The organism is Escherichia sp. E2748, from assembly GCF_005781125.1.
Classification (GTDB): Bacteria; Pseudomonadota; Gammaproteobacteria; order Enterobacterales; family Enterobacteriaceae; genus Escherichia.
Genome location: NZ_VATP01000011.1, coordinates 1 through 12,612 on the forward strand (window position 1 = coordinate 1; position 12,612 = coordinate 12,612).

27 protein-coding genes are annotated in these 12,612 nt (G+C 49.9%); 26 read left to right on the plus strand and 1 reads right to left on the minus strand.

What is annotated here, in order from left to right:
* The 3 genes from FEK42_RS11490 to bfr all read left to right on the plus strand — a co-directional run.
* A partial coding sequence (locus FEK42_RS11490) for an elongation factor Tu (RefSeq protein ID WP_072095827.1) occupies window positions 1-63 on the plus strand: 63 nt, incomplete at its 5' end.
* 182 nt (window positions 64-245) lie between these two features.
* The gene (gene bfd, locus FEK42_RS11495; RefSeq protein ID WP_000289090.1) at window positions 246-440 is read left to right on the plus strand and encodes a bacterioferritin-associated ferredoxin; all 195 of its coding nucleotides are present in this window, start codon (window positions 246-248) and stop codon (window positions 438-440) included.
* Between the two features lie 72 nt (window positions 441-512).
* Window positions 513-989, plus strand: a complete 477-nt coding sequence (gene bfr / locus FEK42_RS11500) for a bacterioferritin (protein WP_000675515.1) — start codon at window positions 513-515, stop codon at window positions 987-989.
* On the opposite strand, the gene FEK42_RS11505 is transcribed toward bfr, so the two are convergent.
* Window positions 986-1,453, minus strand: a complete 468-nt coding sequence (locus FEK42_RS11505) for an A24 family peptidase (RefSeq protein ID WP_138211832.1) — start codon at window positions 1,451-1,453, stop codon at window positions 986-988. The genes bfr and FEK42_RS11505 overlap by 4 nt on opposite strands.
* Before the next feature lie 378 nt (window positions 1,454-1,831).
* Here FEK42_RS11505 and rpsJ point away from each other — a divergent pair, with 378 nt between their 5' ends.
* The 23 genes from rpsJ to rpmJ all read left to right on the plus strand — a co-directional run bounded on the left by rpsJ (window position 1,832) and on the right by rpmJ (window position 12,484).
* Window positions 1,832-2,143, plus strand: coding sequence for a 30S ribosomal protein S10 (gene rpsJ / locus FEK42_RS11510; protein WP_001181004.1), 312 nt, complete (start codon window positions 1,832-1,834; stop codon window positions 2,141-2,143).
* 32 nt (window positions 2,144-2,175) lie between these two features.
* Complete coding sequence (rplC, locus tag FEK42_RS11515) at window positions 2,176-2,805, plus strand: 50S ribosomal protein L3 (RefSeq protein WP_000579833.1); 630 nt, start codon at window positions 2,176-2,178, stop codon at window positions 2,803-2,805.
* 10 nt (window positions 2,806-2,815) lie between these two features.
* Window positions 2,816-3,421, plus strand: coding sequence for a 50S ribosomal protein L4 (gene rplD / locus FEK42_RS11520; RefSeq protein WP_000424395.1), 606 nt, complete (start codon window positions 2,816-2,818; stop codon window positions 3,419-3,421).
* Window positions 3,418-3,720 carry a 50S ribosomal protein L23 gene (rplW, locus tag FEK42_RS11525; protein WP_000617544.1) on the plus strand — a complete coding sequence of 101 codons (303 nt, stop codon included), beginning with the start codon at window positions 3,418-3,420 and terminating at the stop codon, window positions 3,718-3,720. Before rplD ends, rplW begins: the two co-directional genes overlap by 4 nt.
* A gap of 17 nt (window positions 3,721-3,737) precedes the next feature.
* Entirely contained in the window at window positions 3,738-4,559 is an 822-nt protein-coding gene (gene rplB, locus FEK42_RS11530; RefSeq protein ID WP_000301864.1) for a 50S ribosomal protein L2, read from the plus strand.
* A gap of 16 nt (window positions 4,560-4,575) precedes the next feature.
* Window positions 4,576-4,854, plus strand: a complete 279-nt coding sequence (gene rpsS / locus FEK42_RS11535) for a 30S ribosomal protein S19 (protein WP_001138117.1) — start codon at window positions 4,576-4,578, stop codon at window positions 4,852-4,854.
* Between the two features lie 14 nt (window positions 4,855-4,868).
* Window positions 4,869-5,201 (plus strand): 50S ribosomal protein L22, encoded by a 333-nt coding sequence (gene rplV / locus FEK42_RS11540; RefSeq protein WP_000447529.1) that lies wholly within the window; start codon window positions 4,869-4,871, stop codon window positions 5,199-5,201.
* Window positions 5,202-5,218: 17 nt separating this feature from the next.
* Entirely contained in the window at window positions 5,219-5,920 is a 702-nt protein-coding gene (gene rpsC, locus FEK42_RS11545) for a 30S ribosomal protein S3 (RefSeq protein WP_000529945.1), read from the plus strand.
* Between the two features lie 12 nt (window positions 5,921-5,932).
* The gene (rplP, locus tag FEK42_RS11550; RefSeq protein ID WP_000941212.1) at window positions 5,933-6,343 is read left to right on the plus strand and encodes a 50S ribosomal protein L16; all 411 of its coding nucleotides are present in this window, start codon (window positions 5,933-5,935) and stop codon (window positions 6,341-6,343) included.
* Window positions 6,343-6,534, plus strand: coding sequence for a 50S ribosomal protein L29 (gene rpmC / locus FEK42_RS11555; protein ID WP_000644741.1), 192 nt, complete (start codon window positions 6,343-6,345; stop codon window positions 6,532-6,534). The genes rplP and rpmC overlap by 1 nt, the downstream gene beginning before the upstream one ends.
* Complete coding sequence (rpsQ, locus tag FEK42_RS11560; RefSeq protein ID WP_000130100.1) at window positions 6,534-6,788, plus strand: 30S ribosomal protein S17; 255 nt, start codon at window positions 6,534-6,536, stop codon at window positions 6,786-6,788. The genes rpmC and rpsQ overlap by 1 nt, the downstream gene beginning before the upstream one ends.
* 164 nt (window positions 6,789-6,952) lie before the next feature.
* Window positions 6,953-7,324: a 50S ribosomal protein L14 gene (gene rplN / locus FEK42_RS11565; RefSeq protein WP_000613955.1), complete on the plus strand. Its 372-nt coding sequence runs from the start codon at window positions 6,953-6,955 to the stop codon at window positions 7,322-7,324.
* A gap of 10 nt (window positions 7,325-7,334) precedes the next feature.
* Window positions 7,335-7,649 (plus strand): 50S ribosomal protein L24, encoded by a 315-nt coding sequence (gene rplX / locus FEK42_RS11570; protein ID WP_000729185.1) that lies wholly within the window; start codon window positions 7,335-7,337, stop codon window positions 7,647-7,649.
* Between the two features lie 14 nt (window positions 7,650-7,663).
* Window positions 7,664-8,203, plus strand: a complete 540-nt coding sequence (gene rplE / locus FEK42_RS11575; protein ID WP_001096200.1) for a 50S ribosomal protein L5 — start codon at window positions 7,664-7,666, stop codon at window positions 8,201-8,203.
* Window positions 8,204-8,217: 14 nt separating this feature from the next.
* Window positions 8,218-8,523 (plus strand): 30S ribosomal protein S14, encoded by a 306-nt coding sequence (gene rpsN / locus FEK42_RS11580; RefSeq protein WP_001118930.1) that lies wholly within the window; start codon window positions 8,218-8,220, stop codon window positions 8,521-8,523.
* A gap of 33 nt (window positions 8,524-8,556) precedes the next feature.
* On the plus strand, window positions 8,557-8,949 hold the full coding sequence (rpsH, locus tag FEK42_RS11585; protein ID WP_000062611.1) for a 30S ribosomal protein S8: 393 nt from the start codon (window positions 8,557-8,559) through the stop codon (window positions 8,947-8,949).
* A 12-nt stretch (window positions 8,950-8,961) separates the two neighbouring features.
* Window positions 8,962-9,495 carry a 50S ribosomal protein L6 gene (rplF, locus tag FEK42_RS11590; protein ID WP_064524927.1) on the plus strand — a complete coding sequence of 178 codons (534 nt, stop codon included), beginning with the start codon at window positions 8,962-8,964 and terminating at the stop codon, window positions 9,493-9,495.
* Window positions 9,496-9,504: 9 nt separating this feature from the next.
* Window positions 9,505-9,858, plus strand: coding sequence for a 50S ribosomal protein L18 (rplR, locus tag FEK42_RS11595; RefSeq protein ID WP_000358960.1), 354 nt, complete (start codon window positions 9,505-9,507; stop codon window positions 9,856-9,858).
* Between the two features lie 14 nt (window positions 9,859-9,872).
* A complete protein-coding gene (gene rpsE / locus FEK42_RS11600; RefSeq protein ID WP_000940121.1) occupies window positions 9,873-10,376 on the plus strand; it encodes a 30S ribosomal protein S5 in 504 nt (167 codons plus the stop codon).
* A 3-nt stretch (window positions 10,377-10,379) separates the two neighbouring features.
* Window positions 10,380-10,559: a 50S ribosomal protein L30 gene (gene rpmD, locus FEK42_RS11605; protein WP_001140433.1), complete on the plus strand. Its 180-nt coding sequence runs from the start codon at window positions 10,380-10,382 to the stop codon at window positions 10,557-10,559.
* A 3-nt stretch (window positions 10,560-10,562) separates the two neighbouring features.
* Entirely contained in the window at window positions 10,563-10,997 is a 435-nt protein-coding gene (gene rplO / locus FEK42_RS11610; protein ID WP_001238917.1) for a 50S ribosomal protein L15, read from the plus strand.
* 7 nt (window positions 10,998-11,004) lie between these two features.
* Window positions 11,005-12,336, plus strand: coding sequence for a preprotein translocase subunit SecY (secY, locus tag FEK42_RS11615; protein ID WP_001118861.1), 1,332 nt, complete (start codon window positions 11,005-11,007; stop codon window positions 12,334-12,336).
* Window positions 12,337-12,367: 31 nt separating this feature from the next.
* Window positions 12,368-12,484 carry a 50S ribosomal protein L36 gene (gene rpmJ / locus FEK42_RS11620; RefSeq protein WP_000868187.1) on the plus strand — a complete coding sequence of 39 codons (117 nt, stop codon included), beginning with the start codon at window positions 12,368-12,370 and terminating at the stop codon, window positions 12,482-12,484.
* The last annotated feature ends 128 nt before the right edge of the window (window positions 12,485-12,612 follow it).

Consider the following 12,612-nt stretch of genomic DNA (forward strand, 5'->3'; position numbering starts at 1 on the left):
TTCGCAATCCGTGAAGGCGGCCGTACCGTTGGTGCGGGCGTTGTTGCTAAAGTTCTGAGCTAATTACGCGTTAATTAGTTTTGAATTAAAAAGGGCGCTTAGGCGCCCTTTTTGCTGCCCGTAATTTGAGTTCGAAATATTTCGTCGTAATTTCGCTGGCTGAACTGTGGCGCAAATAAAACTGTGCTATTGTAATCATAACTATTCTCATTTACACTTTGCGCAGAATTTGAACGGGAGTAATCATGTACGTTTGTTTGTGTAATGGTGTAAGTGACAAAAAAATTCGCCAGGCAGTCCGTCAGTTTCATCCTCAGTCTTTCCAACAATTACGCAAGTTTATTCCTGTGGGAAATCAATGCGGTAAGTGCATTCGCGCCGCACGCGAAGTGATGCAGGACGAATTGATGCAGATGCCCGAATTTAAAGAGATTGCCTGAAGCTCACGCTTATTTTTTGACATCCCGCTAGCCCCATCTACGCTCTAATAGTGGAAGCGGAGGGACTATAAAATGAAAGGTGATGTTAAAATCATAAATTATCTCAATAAACTATTGGGAAATGAGCTTGTCGCGATCAATCAGTATTTTCTTCATGCCCGTATGTTTAAAAACTGGGGCCTGATGCGCCTTAATGATGTCGAATACCATGAATCTATCGATGAGATGAAGCACGCCGATAAATATATCGAGCGTATTTTGTTCTTAGAAGGGATTCCTAACTTACAGGATTTAGGCAAGCTAGGGATCGGTGAAGATGTTGAAGAGATGCTGCAATCCGACCTGCGATTAGAGCTGGAAGGTGCGAAGGATCTTCGTGAGGCTATCGCTTATGCCGACAGCGTTCATGACTATGTTAGCCGCGATATGATGATCGAGATCCTTGCTGATGAAGAAGGTCATATCGACTGGCTCGAAACTGAACTGGATCTCATCGGTAAAATCGGCCTACAAAATTACCTGCAATCACAAATTAAAGTTAAAGATTAACGGTCTGCCAGCAGAGTATCCCAGCCTACAACGAAACCCGCAGCTGCCAGAAATGGCCCAAAAGGCAGCGGGTTTTTTAATGATTCTTTTCCTCTCATGAGCAGACCAATAACTACGGCTCCGCAAGCGAATGAGGCGGCAAGGAAAACCAGCCGTGGCAAGAAGGCCCATGTATGCCAGGCGCCAAGGGCGGCGAGAAACTTCACATCACCATAGCCTAATCCTTCTTTATGACGCAGCATGCGATATCCCCAGTAAATGACAGCGAATGTGCCGTAACCAATAATCGCCCCCCATAACGCATCGGCTAAACCGTCAGGATGACAAACCTGATAGAACAAAAGACCTGACCAGAGTAACGGGCAGGTAAACCTGTCAGGTAACAAGCCATGCTTTGCATCCCAGAAAAAAAGTAGGACTGATAAGCAAACGTACAAAATCAGAAAGGGAAGGGTAGCGACCATAAAACATCCTCTGTAATTGGAGTATCACCATCGAATAACTCCGGATACTCAGCAACAGCGAAATCGCTGATTTGTTAACCTGGTTCCGGTGAAAAACGCTATCTTCACGACCTTACAAATTTCGTGGAATGCAGCTCGCAATCTGTGCGTTGCGATTAATTTCTACCCGATGCTTGCGTCAATCTCAGATTTGCGTATAATGCGCGGGCTTGTCGTAGTTGACAGCAGGTTCAATCTGAACCTCAGTTAGCCGAATTTGGCTACCTAACAATGCTCCCAATCGGGGGGCTACGTAAGAACGGTTACACTCTCCCATCAATCGTAATGGGTCTGAGGAGTAATCATTTTCGTTTATAAAATAATTGGAGCTCTGGTCTCATGCAGAACCAAAGAATCCGTATCCGCCTGAAAGCGTTTGATCATCGTCTGATCGATCAAGCAACCGCGGAAATCGTCGAGACTGCCAAGCGCACTGGTGCGCAGGTCCGTGGTCCGATCCCGCTGCCGACACGCAAAGAGCGCTTCACTGTTCTGATCTCTCCGCACGTCAACAAAGACGCGCGCGATCAGTACGAAATCCGTACTCACTTGCGTCTGGTTGACATCGTTGAGCCAACCGAGAAAACCGTTGATGCTCTGATGCGTCTGGATCTGGCTGCCGGTGTAGACGTGCAGATCAGCCTGGGTTAATCAGGTCATTGAGCGATTGAGAGGTTGAAACAATGATTGGTTTAGTCGGTAAAAAAGTGGGTATGACCCGTATCTTCACAGAAGACGGCGTTTCTATCCCAGTAACCGTAATCGAAGTTGAAGCAAACCGCGTTACTCAGGTTAAAGACCTGGCTAACGATGGCTACCGTGCTATTCAGGTAACCACCGGTGCTAAAAAAGCTAACCGTGTGACCAAGCCTGAAGCTGGCCACTTCGCTAAAGCTGGCGTAGAAGCTGGCCGTGGTCTGTGGGAATTCCGCCTGGCTGAAGGCGAAGAGTTCACTGTAGGTCAGAGCATTAGCGTTGAACTGTTTGCTGACGTTAAAAAAGTTGACGTAACTGGCACCTCTAAAGGTAAAGGTTTCGCAGGTACCGTTAAGCGCTGGAACTTCCGTACCCAGGACGCTACTCACGGTAACTCCTTGTCTCACCGCGTACCGGGTTCTATCGGTCAGAACCAGACTCCGGGCAAAGTGTTCAAAGGCAAGAAAATGGCAGGTCAGATGGGTAACGAACGTGTAACCGTTCAGAGCCTTGACGTAGTACGCGTTGACGCTGAGCGCAACCTGCTGCTGGTTAAAGGTGCTGTCCCGGGTGCAACCGGTAGCGACCTGATCGTTAAACCAGCTGTGAAGGCGTAAGGAGATAGCAATGGAATTAGTATTGAAAGACGCGCAGAGCGCGCTGACTGTTTCCGAAACTACCTTCGGTCGTGATTTCAACGAAGCGCTGGTTCACCAGGTTGTTGTTGCTTATGCAGCCGGTGCTCGTCAGGGTACTCGTGCTCAGAAGACTCGTGCTGAAGTAACTGGTTCCGGTAAAAAACCGTGGCGCCAGAAAGGCACCGGCCGTGCGCGTTCTGGTTCTATCAAGAGCCCGATTTGGCGTTCTGGTGGCGTGACCTTCGCTGCTCGTCCGCAGGACCACAGTCAAAAAGTTAACAAGAAGATGTACCGCGGCGCGCTGAAAAGCATCCTGTCCGAACTGGTACGTCAGGATCGTCTGATCGTTGTCGAGAAGTTCTCTGTAGAAGCTCCGAAAACCAAGCTGCTGGCACAGAAACTGAAAGACATGGCTCTGGAAGATGTGCTGATCATCACCGGTGAGCTGGACGAGAACCTGTTCCTGGCTGCGCGCAACCTGCACAAGGTTGACGTACGCGATGCAACTGGTATCGACCCGGTTAGCCTGATCGCCTTCGACAAAGTCGTAATGACTGCTGATGCTGTTAAGCAAGTTGAGGAGATGCTGGCATGATTCGTGAAGAACGTCTGCTGAAGGTGCTGCGTGCACCGCACGTTTCTGAAAAAGCGTCTACTGCGATGGAAAAATCCAACACCATCGTACTCAAAGTTGCTAAAGACGCGACCAAAGCAGAAATCAAAGCTGCTGTGCAGAAACTGTTTGAAGTCGAAGTCGAAGTCGTTAACACCCTGGTAGTTAAAGGGAAAGTTAAACGTCACGGACAGCGTATCGGTCGTCGTAGCGACTGGAAAAAAGCTTACGTCACCCTGAAAGAAGGCCAGAATCTGGACTTCGTTGGCGGCGCTGAGTAAGTCGGAGGAGTAATACAATGGCAGTTGTTAAATGTAAACCGACATCTCCGGGTCGTCGCCACGTTGTTAAAGTGGTTAACCCTGAGCTGCACAAGGGCAAACCTTTTGCTCCGTTGCTGGAAAAAAACAGCAAATCCGGTGGTCGTAACAACAATGGCCGTATCACCACTCGTCATATCGGTGGTGGCCACAAGCAGGCTTACCGTATTGTTGACTTCAAACGCAACAAAGACGGTATCCCGGCAGTTGTTGAACGTCTTGAGTACGATCCGAACCGTTCCGCGAACATCGCGCTGGTTCTGTACAAAGACGGTGAACGCCGTTACATCCTGGCCCCTAAAGGCCTGAAAGCTGGCGACCAGATTCAGTCTGGCGTTGATGCTGCAATCAAACCAGGTAACACCCTGCCGATGCGCAACATCCCGGTTGGTTCTACTGTTCACAACGTAGAAATGAAACCAGGTAAAGGCGGTCAGCTGGCACGTTCCGCTGGTACTTACGTTCAGATCGTTGCTCGTGATGGTGCTTATGTCACCCTGCGTCTGCGTTCTGGTGAAATGCGTAAAGTAGAAGCAGACTGCCGTGCAACTCTGGGCGAAGTTGGCAATGCTGAGCATATGCTGCGCGTTCTGGGTAAAGCAGGTGCTGCACGCTGGCGTGGTGTTCGTCCGACCGTTCGCGGTACCGCGATGAACCCGGTAGACCACCCACATGGTGGTGGTGAAGGTCGTAACTTTGGTAAGCACCCGGTAACTCCGTGGGGCGTTCAGACCAAAGGTAAGAAGACCCGCAGCAACAAGCGTACTGATAAATTCATCGTACGTCGCCGTAGCAAATAATTTTAGAGGATAAGCCATGCCACGTTCTCTCAAGAAAGGTCCTTTTATTGACCTGCACTTGCTGAAGAAGGTAGAGAAAGCGGTGGAAAGCGGAGACAAGAAGCCCCTGCGCACTTGGTCCCGTCGTTCAACGATCTTTCCTAACATGATCGGTTTGACCATCGCTGTCCATAATGGTCGTCAGCACGTTCCGGTATTTGTAACCGACGAAATGGTCGGCCACAAACTGGGTGAATTCGCACCGACTCGTACTTATCGCGGCCACGCTGCTGATAAAAAAGCGAAAAAGAAATAAGGTAGGAGGAAGAGATGGAAACTATCGCTAAACATCGCCATGCTCGTTCTTCTGCTCAGAAGGTTCGCCTTGTTGCTGACCTGATTCGCGGTAAGAAAGTGTCGCAGGCTCTGGATATTCTGACCTACACCAACAAGAAAGCGGCTGTACTGGTCAAGAAGGTTCTGGAATCTGCCATTGCTAACGCTGAACACAACGATGGCGCTGACATTGACGATCTGAAAGTTACGAAAATTTTCGTAGACGAAGGCCCGAGCATGAAGCGCATTATGCCGCGTGCAAAAGGTCGTGCAGATCGCATCCTGAAGCGCACCAGCCACATCACTGTGGTTGTGTCCGATCGCTGAGACTCTGGAGACTAGCAATGGGTCAGAAAGTACATCCTAATGGTATTCGCCTGGGTATTGTAAAACCATGGAACTCTACCTGGTTTGCGAACACCAAAGAATTCGCTGACAACCTGGACAGCGATTTTAAAGTACGTCAGTACCTGACAAAGGAACTGGCTAAAGCGTCCGTATCTCGTATCGTTATCGAGCGTCCGGCTAAGAGCATTCGTGTAACCATTCACACTGCTCGCCCGGGTATCGTTATCGGTAAAAAAGGTGAAGACGTAGAAAAACTGCGTAAGGTCGTAGCGGACATCGCTGGCGTTCCTGCACAGATCAACATCGCCGAAGTTCGTAAGCCTGAACTGGACGCAAAACTGGTTGCTGACAGCATCACTTCTCAGCTGGAACGTCGCGTTATGTTCCGTCGTGCTATGAAGCGTGCTGTACAGAACGCAATGCGTCTGGGCGCTAAAGGTATTAAAGTTGAAGTTAGCGGCCGTCTGGGCGGCGCGGAAATCGCACGTACCGAATGGTACCGCGAAGGTCGCGTACCGCTGCACACTCTGCGTGCTGACATCGACTACAACACCTCTGAAGCGCACACCACTTACGGTGTAATCGGCGTTAAAGTGTGGATCTTCAAAGGCGAGATCCTGGGTGGTATGGCTGCTGTTGAACAACCGGAAAAACCGGCTGCTCAGCCTAAAAAGCAGCAGCGTAAAGGCCGTAAATAAGGAGCGTCGCTGATGTTACAACCAAAGCGTACAAAATTCCGTAAAATGCACAAAGGCCGTAACCGCGGTCTGGCGCAGGGTACGGATGTTAGCTTCGGCAGCTTCGGTCTGAAAGCTGTTGGCCGTGGTCGTCTGACTGCACGTCAGATCGAAGCAGCACGTCGTGCTATGACCCGTGCAGTTAAGCGTCAAGGTAAGATCTGGATCCGTGTGTTCCCGGACAAACCGATCACTGAAAAGCCGCTGGCAGTGCGTATGGGTAAAGGTAAAGGTAACGTGGAGTATTGGGTTGCCTTGATTCAGCCGGGTAAAGTCCTGTATGAAATGGACGGTGTTCCGGAAGAGCTGGCCCGTGAAGCATTCAAGCTGGCAGCAGCGAAACTGCCGATTAAAACCACCTTTGTAACTAAGACGGTGATGTAATGAAAGCAAAAGAGCTGCGTGAGAAGAGCGTTGAAGAGCTGAACACCGAGCTGCTGAACCTGCTGCGTGAGCAGTTCAACCTGCGTATGCAGGCTGCAAGTGGCCAGCTGCAACAGTCTCACCTGTTGAAGCAAGTGCGTCGCGATGTCGCACGCGTTAAGACTTTACTGAACGAGAAGGCGGGTGCGTAATGACCGATAAAATCCGTACTCTGCAAGGTCGCGTTGTTAGCGACAAAATGGAGAAATCCATTGTTGTTGCTATCGAACGTTTTGTGAAACACCCGATCTACGGTAAATTCATCAAGCGTACGACCAAACTGCACGTACATGACGAGAACAACGAATGCGGTATCGGTGACGTGGTTGAAATCCGCGAATGCCGTCCGCTGTCCAAGACTAAATCCTGGACGCTGGTTCGCGTTGTAGAGAAAGCGGTTCTGTAATACAGTACACTCTCTCGATACGAATAAACGGCTCAGAAATGAGCCGTTTATTTTTTCTACCCATATCCTTGAAGCGGTGTTATAATGCCGCGCCCTCGATATGGGGATTTTTAACGACCTGATTTTCGGGTCTCAGTAGTAGTTGACATTAGCGGAGCACTAAAATGATCCAAGAACAGACTATGCTGAACGTCGCCGACAACTCCGGTGCACGTCGCGTAATGTGTATCAAGGTTCTGGGTGGCTCGCACCGTCGCTACGCAGGCGTAGGCGACATCATCAAGATCACCATTAAAGAAGCAATTCCGCGTGGTAAGGTCAAAAAAGGTGATGTGCTGAAGGCGGTAGTGGTGCGCACCAAGAAGGGTGTTCGTCGCCCGGACGGTTCTGTCATTCGCTTCGATGGTAATGCTTGTGTTCTTCTGAACAACAACAGCGAGCAGCCTATCGGTACGCGTATTTTTGGGCCGGTAACTCGTGAGCTTCGTAGTGAGAAGTTCATGAAAATTATCTCTCTGGCACCAGAAGTACTCTAAGGAGCGAATCATGGCAGCGAAAATCCGTCGTGATGACGAAGTTATCGTGTTAACCGGTAAAGATAAAGGTAAACGCGGTAAAGTTAAGAATGTCCTGTCTTCCGGCAAGGTCATTGTTGAAGGTATCAACCTGGTTAAGAAACATCAGAAGCCGGTTCCGGCCCTGAACCAACCGGGTGGCATCGTTGAAAAAGAAGCCGCTATTCAGGTTTCCAACGTAGCAATCTTCAATGCGGCAACCGGCAAGGCTGACCGTGTAGGCTTTAGATTCGAAGACGGTAAGAAAGTCCGTTTCTTCAAGTCTAACAGCGAAACTATCAAGTAATTTGGAGTAGTACGATGGCGAAACTGCATGATTACTACAAAGACGAAGTAGTTAAAAAACTCATGACTGAGTTTAACTACAATTCTGTCATGCAAGTCCCTCGGGTCGAGAAGATCACCCTGAACATGGGTGTTGGTGAAGCGATCGCTGACAAAAAACTGCTGGATAACGCAGCAGCAGACCTGGCAGCAATCTCCGGTCAAAAACCGCTGATCACCAAAGCACGCAAATCTGTTGCAGGCTTCAAAATCCGTCAGGGCTATCCGATCGGCTGTAAAGTAACTCTGCGTGGCGAACGCATGTGGGAGTTCTTTGAGCGCCTGATCACTATTGCTGTACCGCGTATCCGTGACTTCCGTGGCTTGTCCGCTAAGTCTTTCGACGGTCGTGGTAATTACAGCATGGGTGTCCGTGAGCAGATCATCTTCCCAGAAATCGACTACGATAAAGTCGACCGCGTTCGTGGTTTGGATATTACCATTACCACTACTGCGAAATCTGACGAAGAAGGCCGTGCTCTGCTGGCTGCCTTTGACTTCCCGTTCCGCAAGTAAGGTAGGGTTACTAAATGGCTAAGCAATCAATGAAAGCACGCGAAGTAAAACGCGTAGCTTTAGCTGATAAATACTTCGCGAAACGCGCTGAACTGAAAGCGATCATCTCTGATGTGAACGCTTCCGACGAAGATCGTTGGAATGCTGTTCTCAAGCTGCAGACTCTGCCGCGTGATTCCAGCCCGTCTCGTCAGCGTAACCGCTGCCGTCAAACAGGTCGTCCGCATGGTTTCCTGCGGAAGTTCGGGTTGAGCCGTATTAAGGTCCGTGAAGCCGCTATGCGCGGTGAAATCCCGGGTCTGAAAAAGGCTAGCTGGTAATTGTCACCAATTGAATCACGGGAGTAAAGACAGATGAGCATGCAAGATCCGATCGCGGATATGCTGACCCGTATCCGTAACGGTCAGGCCGCGAACAAAGCTGCGGTCACCATGCCTTCCTCCAAGCTGAAAGTGGCAATCGCCAACGTGCTGAAGGAAGAAGGTTTTATTGAAGATTTTAAAGTTGAAGGCGACACCAAGCCTGAACTGGAACTTACTCTGAAGTATTTCCAGGGCAAAGCTGTTGTAGAAAGCATTCAGCGTGTCAGCCGCCCAGGTCTGCGCATCTATAAACGTAAAGATGAGCTGCCGAAAGTTATGGCGGGTCTGGGTATCGCAGTTGTTTCTACCTCTAAAGGTGTTATGACTGATCGTGCAGCGCGCCAGGCTGGTCTTGGTGGCGAAATTATCTGCTACGTAGCCTAATCGGAGGAAAAAATGTCTCGTGTTGCTAAAGCACCGGTCGTTGTTCCTGCCGGCGTTGATGTAAAAATCAACGGTCAGGTTATTACGATCAAAGGTAAAAACGGCGAGCTGACTCGTACTCTCAACGATGCTGTTGAAGTTAAACATGCAGATAATACCCTGACCTTCGGTCCGCGTGATGGTTACGCAGACGGTTGGGCTCAGGCTGGTACCGCGCGTGCCCTGCTGAACTCAATGGTTATCGGTGTTACCGAAGGCTTCACTAAGAAGCTGCAGCTGGTTGGTGTAGGTTACCGTGCAGCGGTTAAAGGCAATGTGATTAACCTGTCTCTGGGTTTCTCTCATCCTGTTGACCATCAGCTGCCTGCGGGTATCACTGCTGAATGTCCGACTCAGACTGAAATCGTGCTGAAAGGCGCTGATAAGCAGATGATCGGCCAGGTTGCAGCGGATCTGCGCGCCTACCGTCGTCCTGAGCCTTACAAAGGCAAGGGTGTTCGTTACGCCGACGAAGTCGTGCGTACCAAAGAGGCTAAGAAGAAGTAAGGTAACACTATGGATAAGAAATCTGCTCGTATCCGTCGTGCGACCCGCGCACGCCGCAAGCTCCAGGAGCTGGGCGCAACTCGCCTGGTGGTACATCGTACCCCGCGTCACATTTACGCACAGGTAATTGCACCGAACGGTTCTGAAGTTCTGGTAGCTGCTTCTACTGTAGAAAAAGCTATCGCTGAACAACTGAAGTACACCGGTAACAAAGACGCGGCTGCAGCTGTGGGTAAAGCTGTCGCTGAACGCGCTCTGGAAAAAGGCATCAAAGATGTATCCTTTGACCGTTCCGGGTTCCAATATCATGGTCGTGTCCAGGCACTGGCAGATGCTGCCCGTGAAGCTGGCCTTCAGTTCTAAGGTAGAGGTGTAAGATGGCTCACATCGAAAAACAAGCTGGCGAACTGCAGGAAAAGCTGATCGCGGTAAACCGCGTATCTAAAACCGTTAAAGGTGGTCGTATTTTCTCCTTCACAGCTCTGACTGTAGTTGGCGATGGTAACGGTCGCGTTGGTTTTGGTTACGGTAAAGCGCGTGAAGTTCCAGCAGCGATCCAGAAAGCGATGGAAAAAGCCCGTCGCAATATGATTAACGTCGCGCTGAATAACGGCACTCTGCAACACCCTGTTAAAGGTGTTCATACGGGTTCTCGCGTATTCATGCAGCCGGCTTCCGAAGGTACCGGTATCATCGCCGGTGGTGCAATGCGCGCCGTTCTGGAAGTCGCTGGGGTTCATAACGTTCTGGCTAAAGCGTATGGTTCCACCAACCCGATTAACGTGGTTCGTGCAACTATCGATGGCCTGGAAAATATGAATTCTCCAGAAATGGTCGCTGCCAAGCGTGGTAAATCCGTTGAAGAAATTCTGGGGAAATAAACCATGGCAAAGACTATTAAAATTACTCAAACCCGCAGTGCAATCGGTCGTCTGCCGAAACACAAGGCAACGCTGCTTGGCCTGGGTCTGCGTCGTATTGGTCACACCGTAGAGCGCGAGGATACTCCTGCTATTCGCGGTATGATCAACGCGGTTTCCTTCATGGTTAAAGTTGAGGAGTAAGAGATGCGTTTAAATACTCTGTCTCCGGCCGAAGGCTCCAAAAAGGCGGGTAAACGCCTGGGTCGTGGTATCGGTTCTGGCCTCGGCAAAACCGGTGGTCGTGGTCACAAAGGTCAGAAATCTCGTTCTGGCGGTGGCGTACGTCGCGGTTTCGAGGGTGGTCAGATGCCTCTGTACCGTCGTCTGCCGAAATTCGGCTTCACTTCTCGTAAAGCAGCGATTACAGCCGAAGTTCGTCTGTCTGACCTGGCTAAAGTAGAAGGCGGTGTTGTAGACCTGAACACGCTGAAAGCGGCTAACATTATCGGTATCCAGATCGAGTTCGCGAAAGTGATCCTGGCTGGCGAAGTAACTACTCCGGTAACTGTTCGTGGCCTGCGTGTTACTAAAGGCGCTCGTGCTGCTATCGAAGCTGCTGGCGGTAAAATCGAGGAATAAGTAGCAGATGGCTAAACAACCGGGATTAGATTTTCAAAGTGCCAAAGGTGGCTTAGGCGAGCTGAAACGCAGACTGCTGTTTGTTATCGGTGCGCTGATTGTGTTCCGTATTGGCTCTTTTATTCCGATCCCTGGTATTGATGCCGCTGTACTTGCCAAACTGCTTGAGCAACAGCGAGGCACCATCATTGAGATGTTTAACATGTTCTCTGGTGGTGCTCTCAGCCGTGCTTCTATCTTTGCTCTGGGGATCATGCCGTATATTTCGGCGTCGATCATTATCCAGCTGCTGACGGTGGTTCACCCGACGTTGGCAGAAATTAAGAAAGAAGGGGAGTCTGGTCGTCGTAAGATCAGCCAGTACACCCGTTACGGTACTCTGGTGCTGGCAATATTCCAGTCGATCGGTATTGCTACCGGTCTGCCGAATATGCCTGGTATGCAAGGCCTGGTTATTAACCCGGGCTTTGCATTCTACTTCACCGCTGTTGTAAGTCTGGTCACAGGAACGATGTTCCTGATGTGGTTGGGCGAACAGATCACTGAACGAGGTATCGGCAACGGTATTTCAATCATTATCTTCGCCGGTATTGTCGCGGGACTCCCGCCAGCCATTGCCCATACTATCGAGCAAGCGCGTCAAGGCGACCTGCACTTCCTCGTGTTGCTGTTGGTTGCAGTATTAGTATTTGCAGTGACGTTCTTTGTTGTATTTGTTGAGCGTGGTCAACGCCGCATTGTGGTAAACTACGCAAAACGTCAGCAAGGTCGTCGTGTCTATGCTGCACAGAGCACACATTTACCGCTGAAAGTGAATATGGCGGGGGTAATCCCGGCAATCTTCGCTTCCAGTATTATTCTGTTCCCGGCTACCATCGCGTCATGGTTCGGGGGCGGTACTGGTTGGAACTGGCTGACAACAATTTCGCTGTATTTGCAGCCTGGGCAACCGCTTTATGTGTTACTCTATGCGTCTGCAATCATCTTCTTCTGTTTCTTCTACACGGCGTTGGTTTTCAACCCGCGTGAAACAGCAGATAACCTGAAGAAGTCCGGTGCATTTGTACCAGGAATTCGTCCGGGAGAGCAAACGGCGAAGTATATCGATAAAGTAATGACCCGCCTGACCTTGGTTGGTGCGCTGTACATTACCTTTATCTGCCTGATCCCGGAGTTCATGCGTGATGCAATGAAAGTACCGTTCTACTTCGGTGGGACCTCACTGCTTATCGTTGTTGTCGTGATTATGGACTTTATGGCTCAAGTGCAAACTCTGATGATGTCCAGTCAGTATGAGTCTGCATTGAAGAAGGCGAACCTGAAAGGCTACGGCCGATAATTGGTCGCCCGAGAAGTTACGGAGAGTAAAAATGAAAGTTCGTGCTTCCGTCAAGAAATTATGCCGTAACTGCAAAATCGTTAAGCGTGATGGTGTCATCCGTGTGATTTGCAGTGCCGAGCCGAAGCATAAACAGCGCCAAGGCTGATTTATTCGCATATTTTTCTTGCAAAGTTGGGTTGAGCTGGCTAGATTAGCCAGCCAATCTTTTGTATGTCTGTGCGTTTCCATTTGAGTATCCTGAAAACGGGCTTTTCAGCATGGAACGTACATATT

Bases quoted from the DNA above. Each gene is read 5' to 3' on its own strand.
- bfd (WP_000289090.1), top strand. From the start codon at position 246: ATGTACGTTTGTTTGTGTAATGGTGTAAGTGACAAAAAAATTCGCCAG.
- bfr (WP_000675515.1), top strand. From the start codon at position 513: ATGAAAGGTGATGTTAAAATCATAAATTATCTCAATAAACTATTGGGA.
- FEK42_RS11505 (WP_138211832.1), bottom strand. From the start codon at position 1,453: ATGGTCGCTACCCTTCCCTTTCTGATTTTGTACGTTTGCTTATCAGTC.
- rpsJ (WP_001181004.1), top strand. From the start codon at position 1,832: ATGCAGAACCAAAGAATCCGTATCCGCCTGAAAGCGTTTGATCATCGT.
- rplC (WP_000579833.1), top strand. From the start codon at position 2,176: ATGATTGGTTTAGTCGGTAAAAAAGTGGGTATGACCCGTATCTTCACA.
- rplD (WP_000424395.1), top strand. From the start codon at position 2,816: ATGGAATTAGTATTGAAAGACGCGCAGAGCGCGCTGACTGTTTCCGAA.
- rplW (WP_000617544.1), top strand. From the start codon at position 3,418: ATGATTCGTGAAGAACGTCTGCTGAAGGTGCTGCGTGCACCGCACGTT.
- rplB (WP_000301864.1), top strand. From the start codon at position 3,738: ATGGCAGTTGTTAAATGTAAACCGACATCTCCGGGTCGTCGCCACGTT.
- rpsS (WP_001138117.1), top strand. From the start codon at position 4,576: ATGCCACGTTCTCTCAAGAAAGGTCCTTTTATTGACCTGCACTTGCTG.
- rplV (WP_000447529.1), top strand. From the start codon at position 4,869: ATGGAAACTATCGCTAAACATCGCCATGCTCGTTCTTCTGCTCAGAAG.
- rpsC (WP_000529945.1), top strand. From the start codon at position 5,219: ATGGGTCAGAAAGTACATCCTAATGGTATTCGCCTGGGTATTGTAAAA.
- rplP (WP_000941212.1), top strand. From the start codon at position 5,933: ATGTTACAACCAAAGCGTACAAAATTCCGTAAAATGCACAAAGGCCGT.
- rpmC (WP_000644741.1), top strand. From the start codon at position 6,343: ATGAAAGCAAAAGAGCTGCGTGAGAAGAGCGTTGAAGAGCTGAACACC.
- rpsQ (WP_000130100.1), top strand. From the start codon at position 6,534: ATGACCGATAAAATCCGTACTCTGCAAGGTCGCGTTGTTAGCGACAAA.
- rplN (WP_000613955.1), top strand. From the start codon at position 6,953: ATGATCCAAGAACAGACTATGCTGAACGTCGCCGACAACTCCGGTGCA.
- rplX (WP_000729185.1), top strand. From the start codon at position 7,335: ATGGCAGCGAAAATCCGTCGTGATGACGAAGTTATCGTGTTAACCGGT.
- rplE (WP_001096200.1), top strand. From the start codon at position 7,664: ATGGCGAAACTGCATGATTACTACAAAGACGAAGTAGTTAAAAAACTC.
- rpsN (WP_001118930.1), top strand. From the start codon at position 8,218: ATGGCTAAGCAATCAATGAAAGCACGCGAAGTAAAACGCGTAGCTTTA.
- rpsH (WP_000062611.1), top strand. From the start codon at position 8,557: ATGAGCATGCAAGATCCGATCGCGGATATGCTGACCCGTATCCGTAAC.
- rplF (WP_064524927.1), top strand. From the start codon at position 8,962: ATGTCTCGTGTTGCTAAAGCACCGGTCGTTGTTCCTGCCGGCGTTGAT.
- rplR (WP_000358960.1), top strand. From the start codon at position 9,505: ATGGATAAGAAATCTGCTCGTATCCGTCGTGCGACCCGCGCACGCCGC.
- rpsE (WP_000940121.1), top strand. From the start codon at position 9,873: ATGGCTCACATCGAAAAACAAGCTGGCGAACTGCAGGAAAAGCTGATC.
- rpmD (WP_001140433.1), top strand. From the start codon at position 10,380: ATGGCAAAGACTATTAAAATTACTCAAACCCGCAGTGCAATCGGTCGT.
- rplO (WP_001238917.1), top strand. From the start codon at position 10,563: ATGCGTTTAAATACTCTGTCTCCGGCCGAAGGCTCCAAAAAGGCGGGT.
- secY (WP_001118861.1), top strand. From the start codon at position 11,005: ATGGCTAAACAACCGGGATTAGATTTTCAAAGTGCCAAAGGTGGCTTA.
- rpmJ (WP_000868187.1), top strand. From the start codon at position 12,368: ATGAAAGTTCGTGCTTCCGTCAAGAAATTATGCCGTAACTGCAAAATC.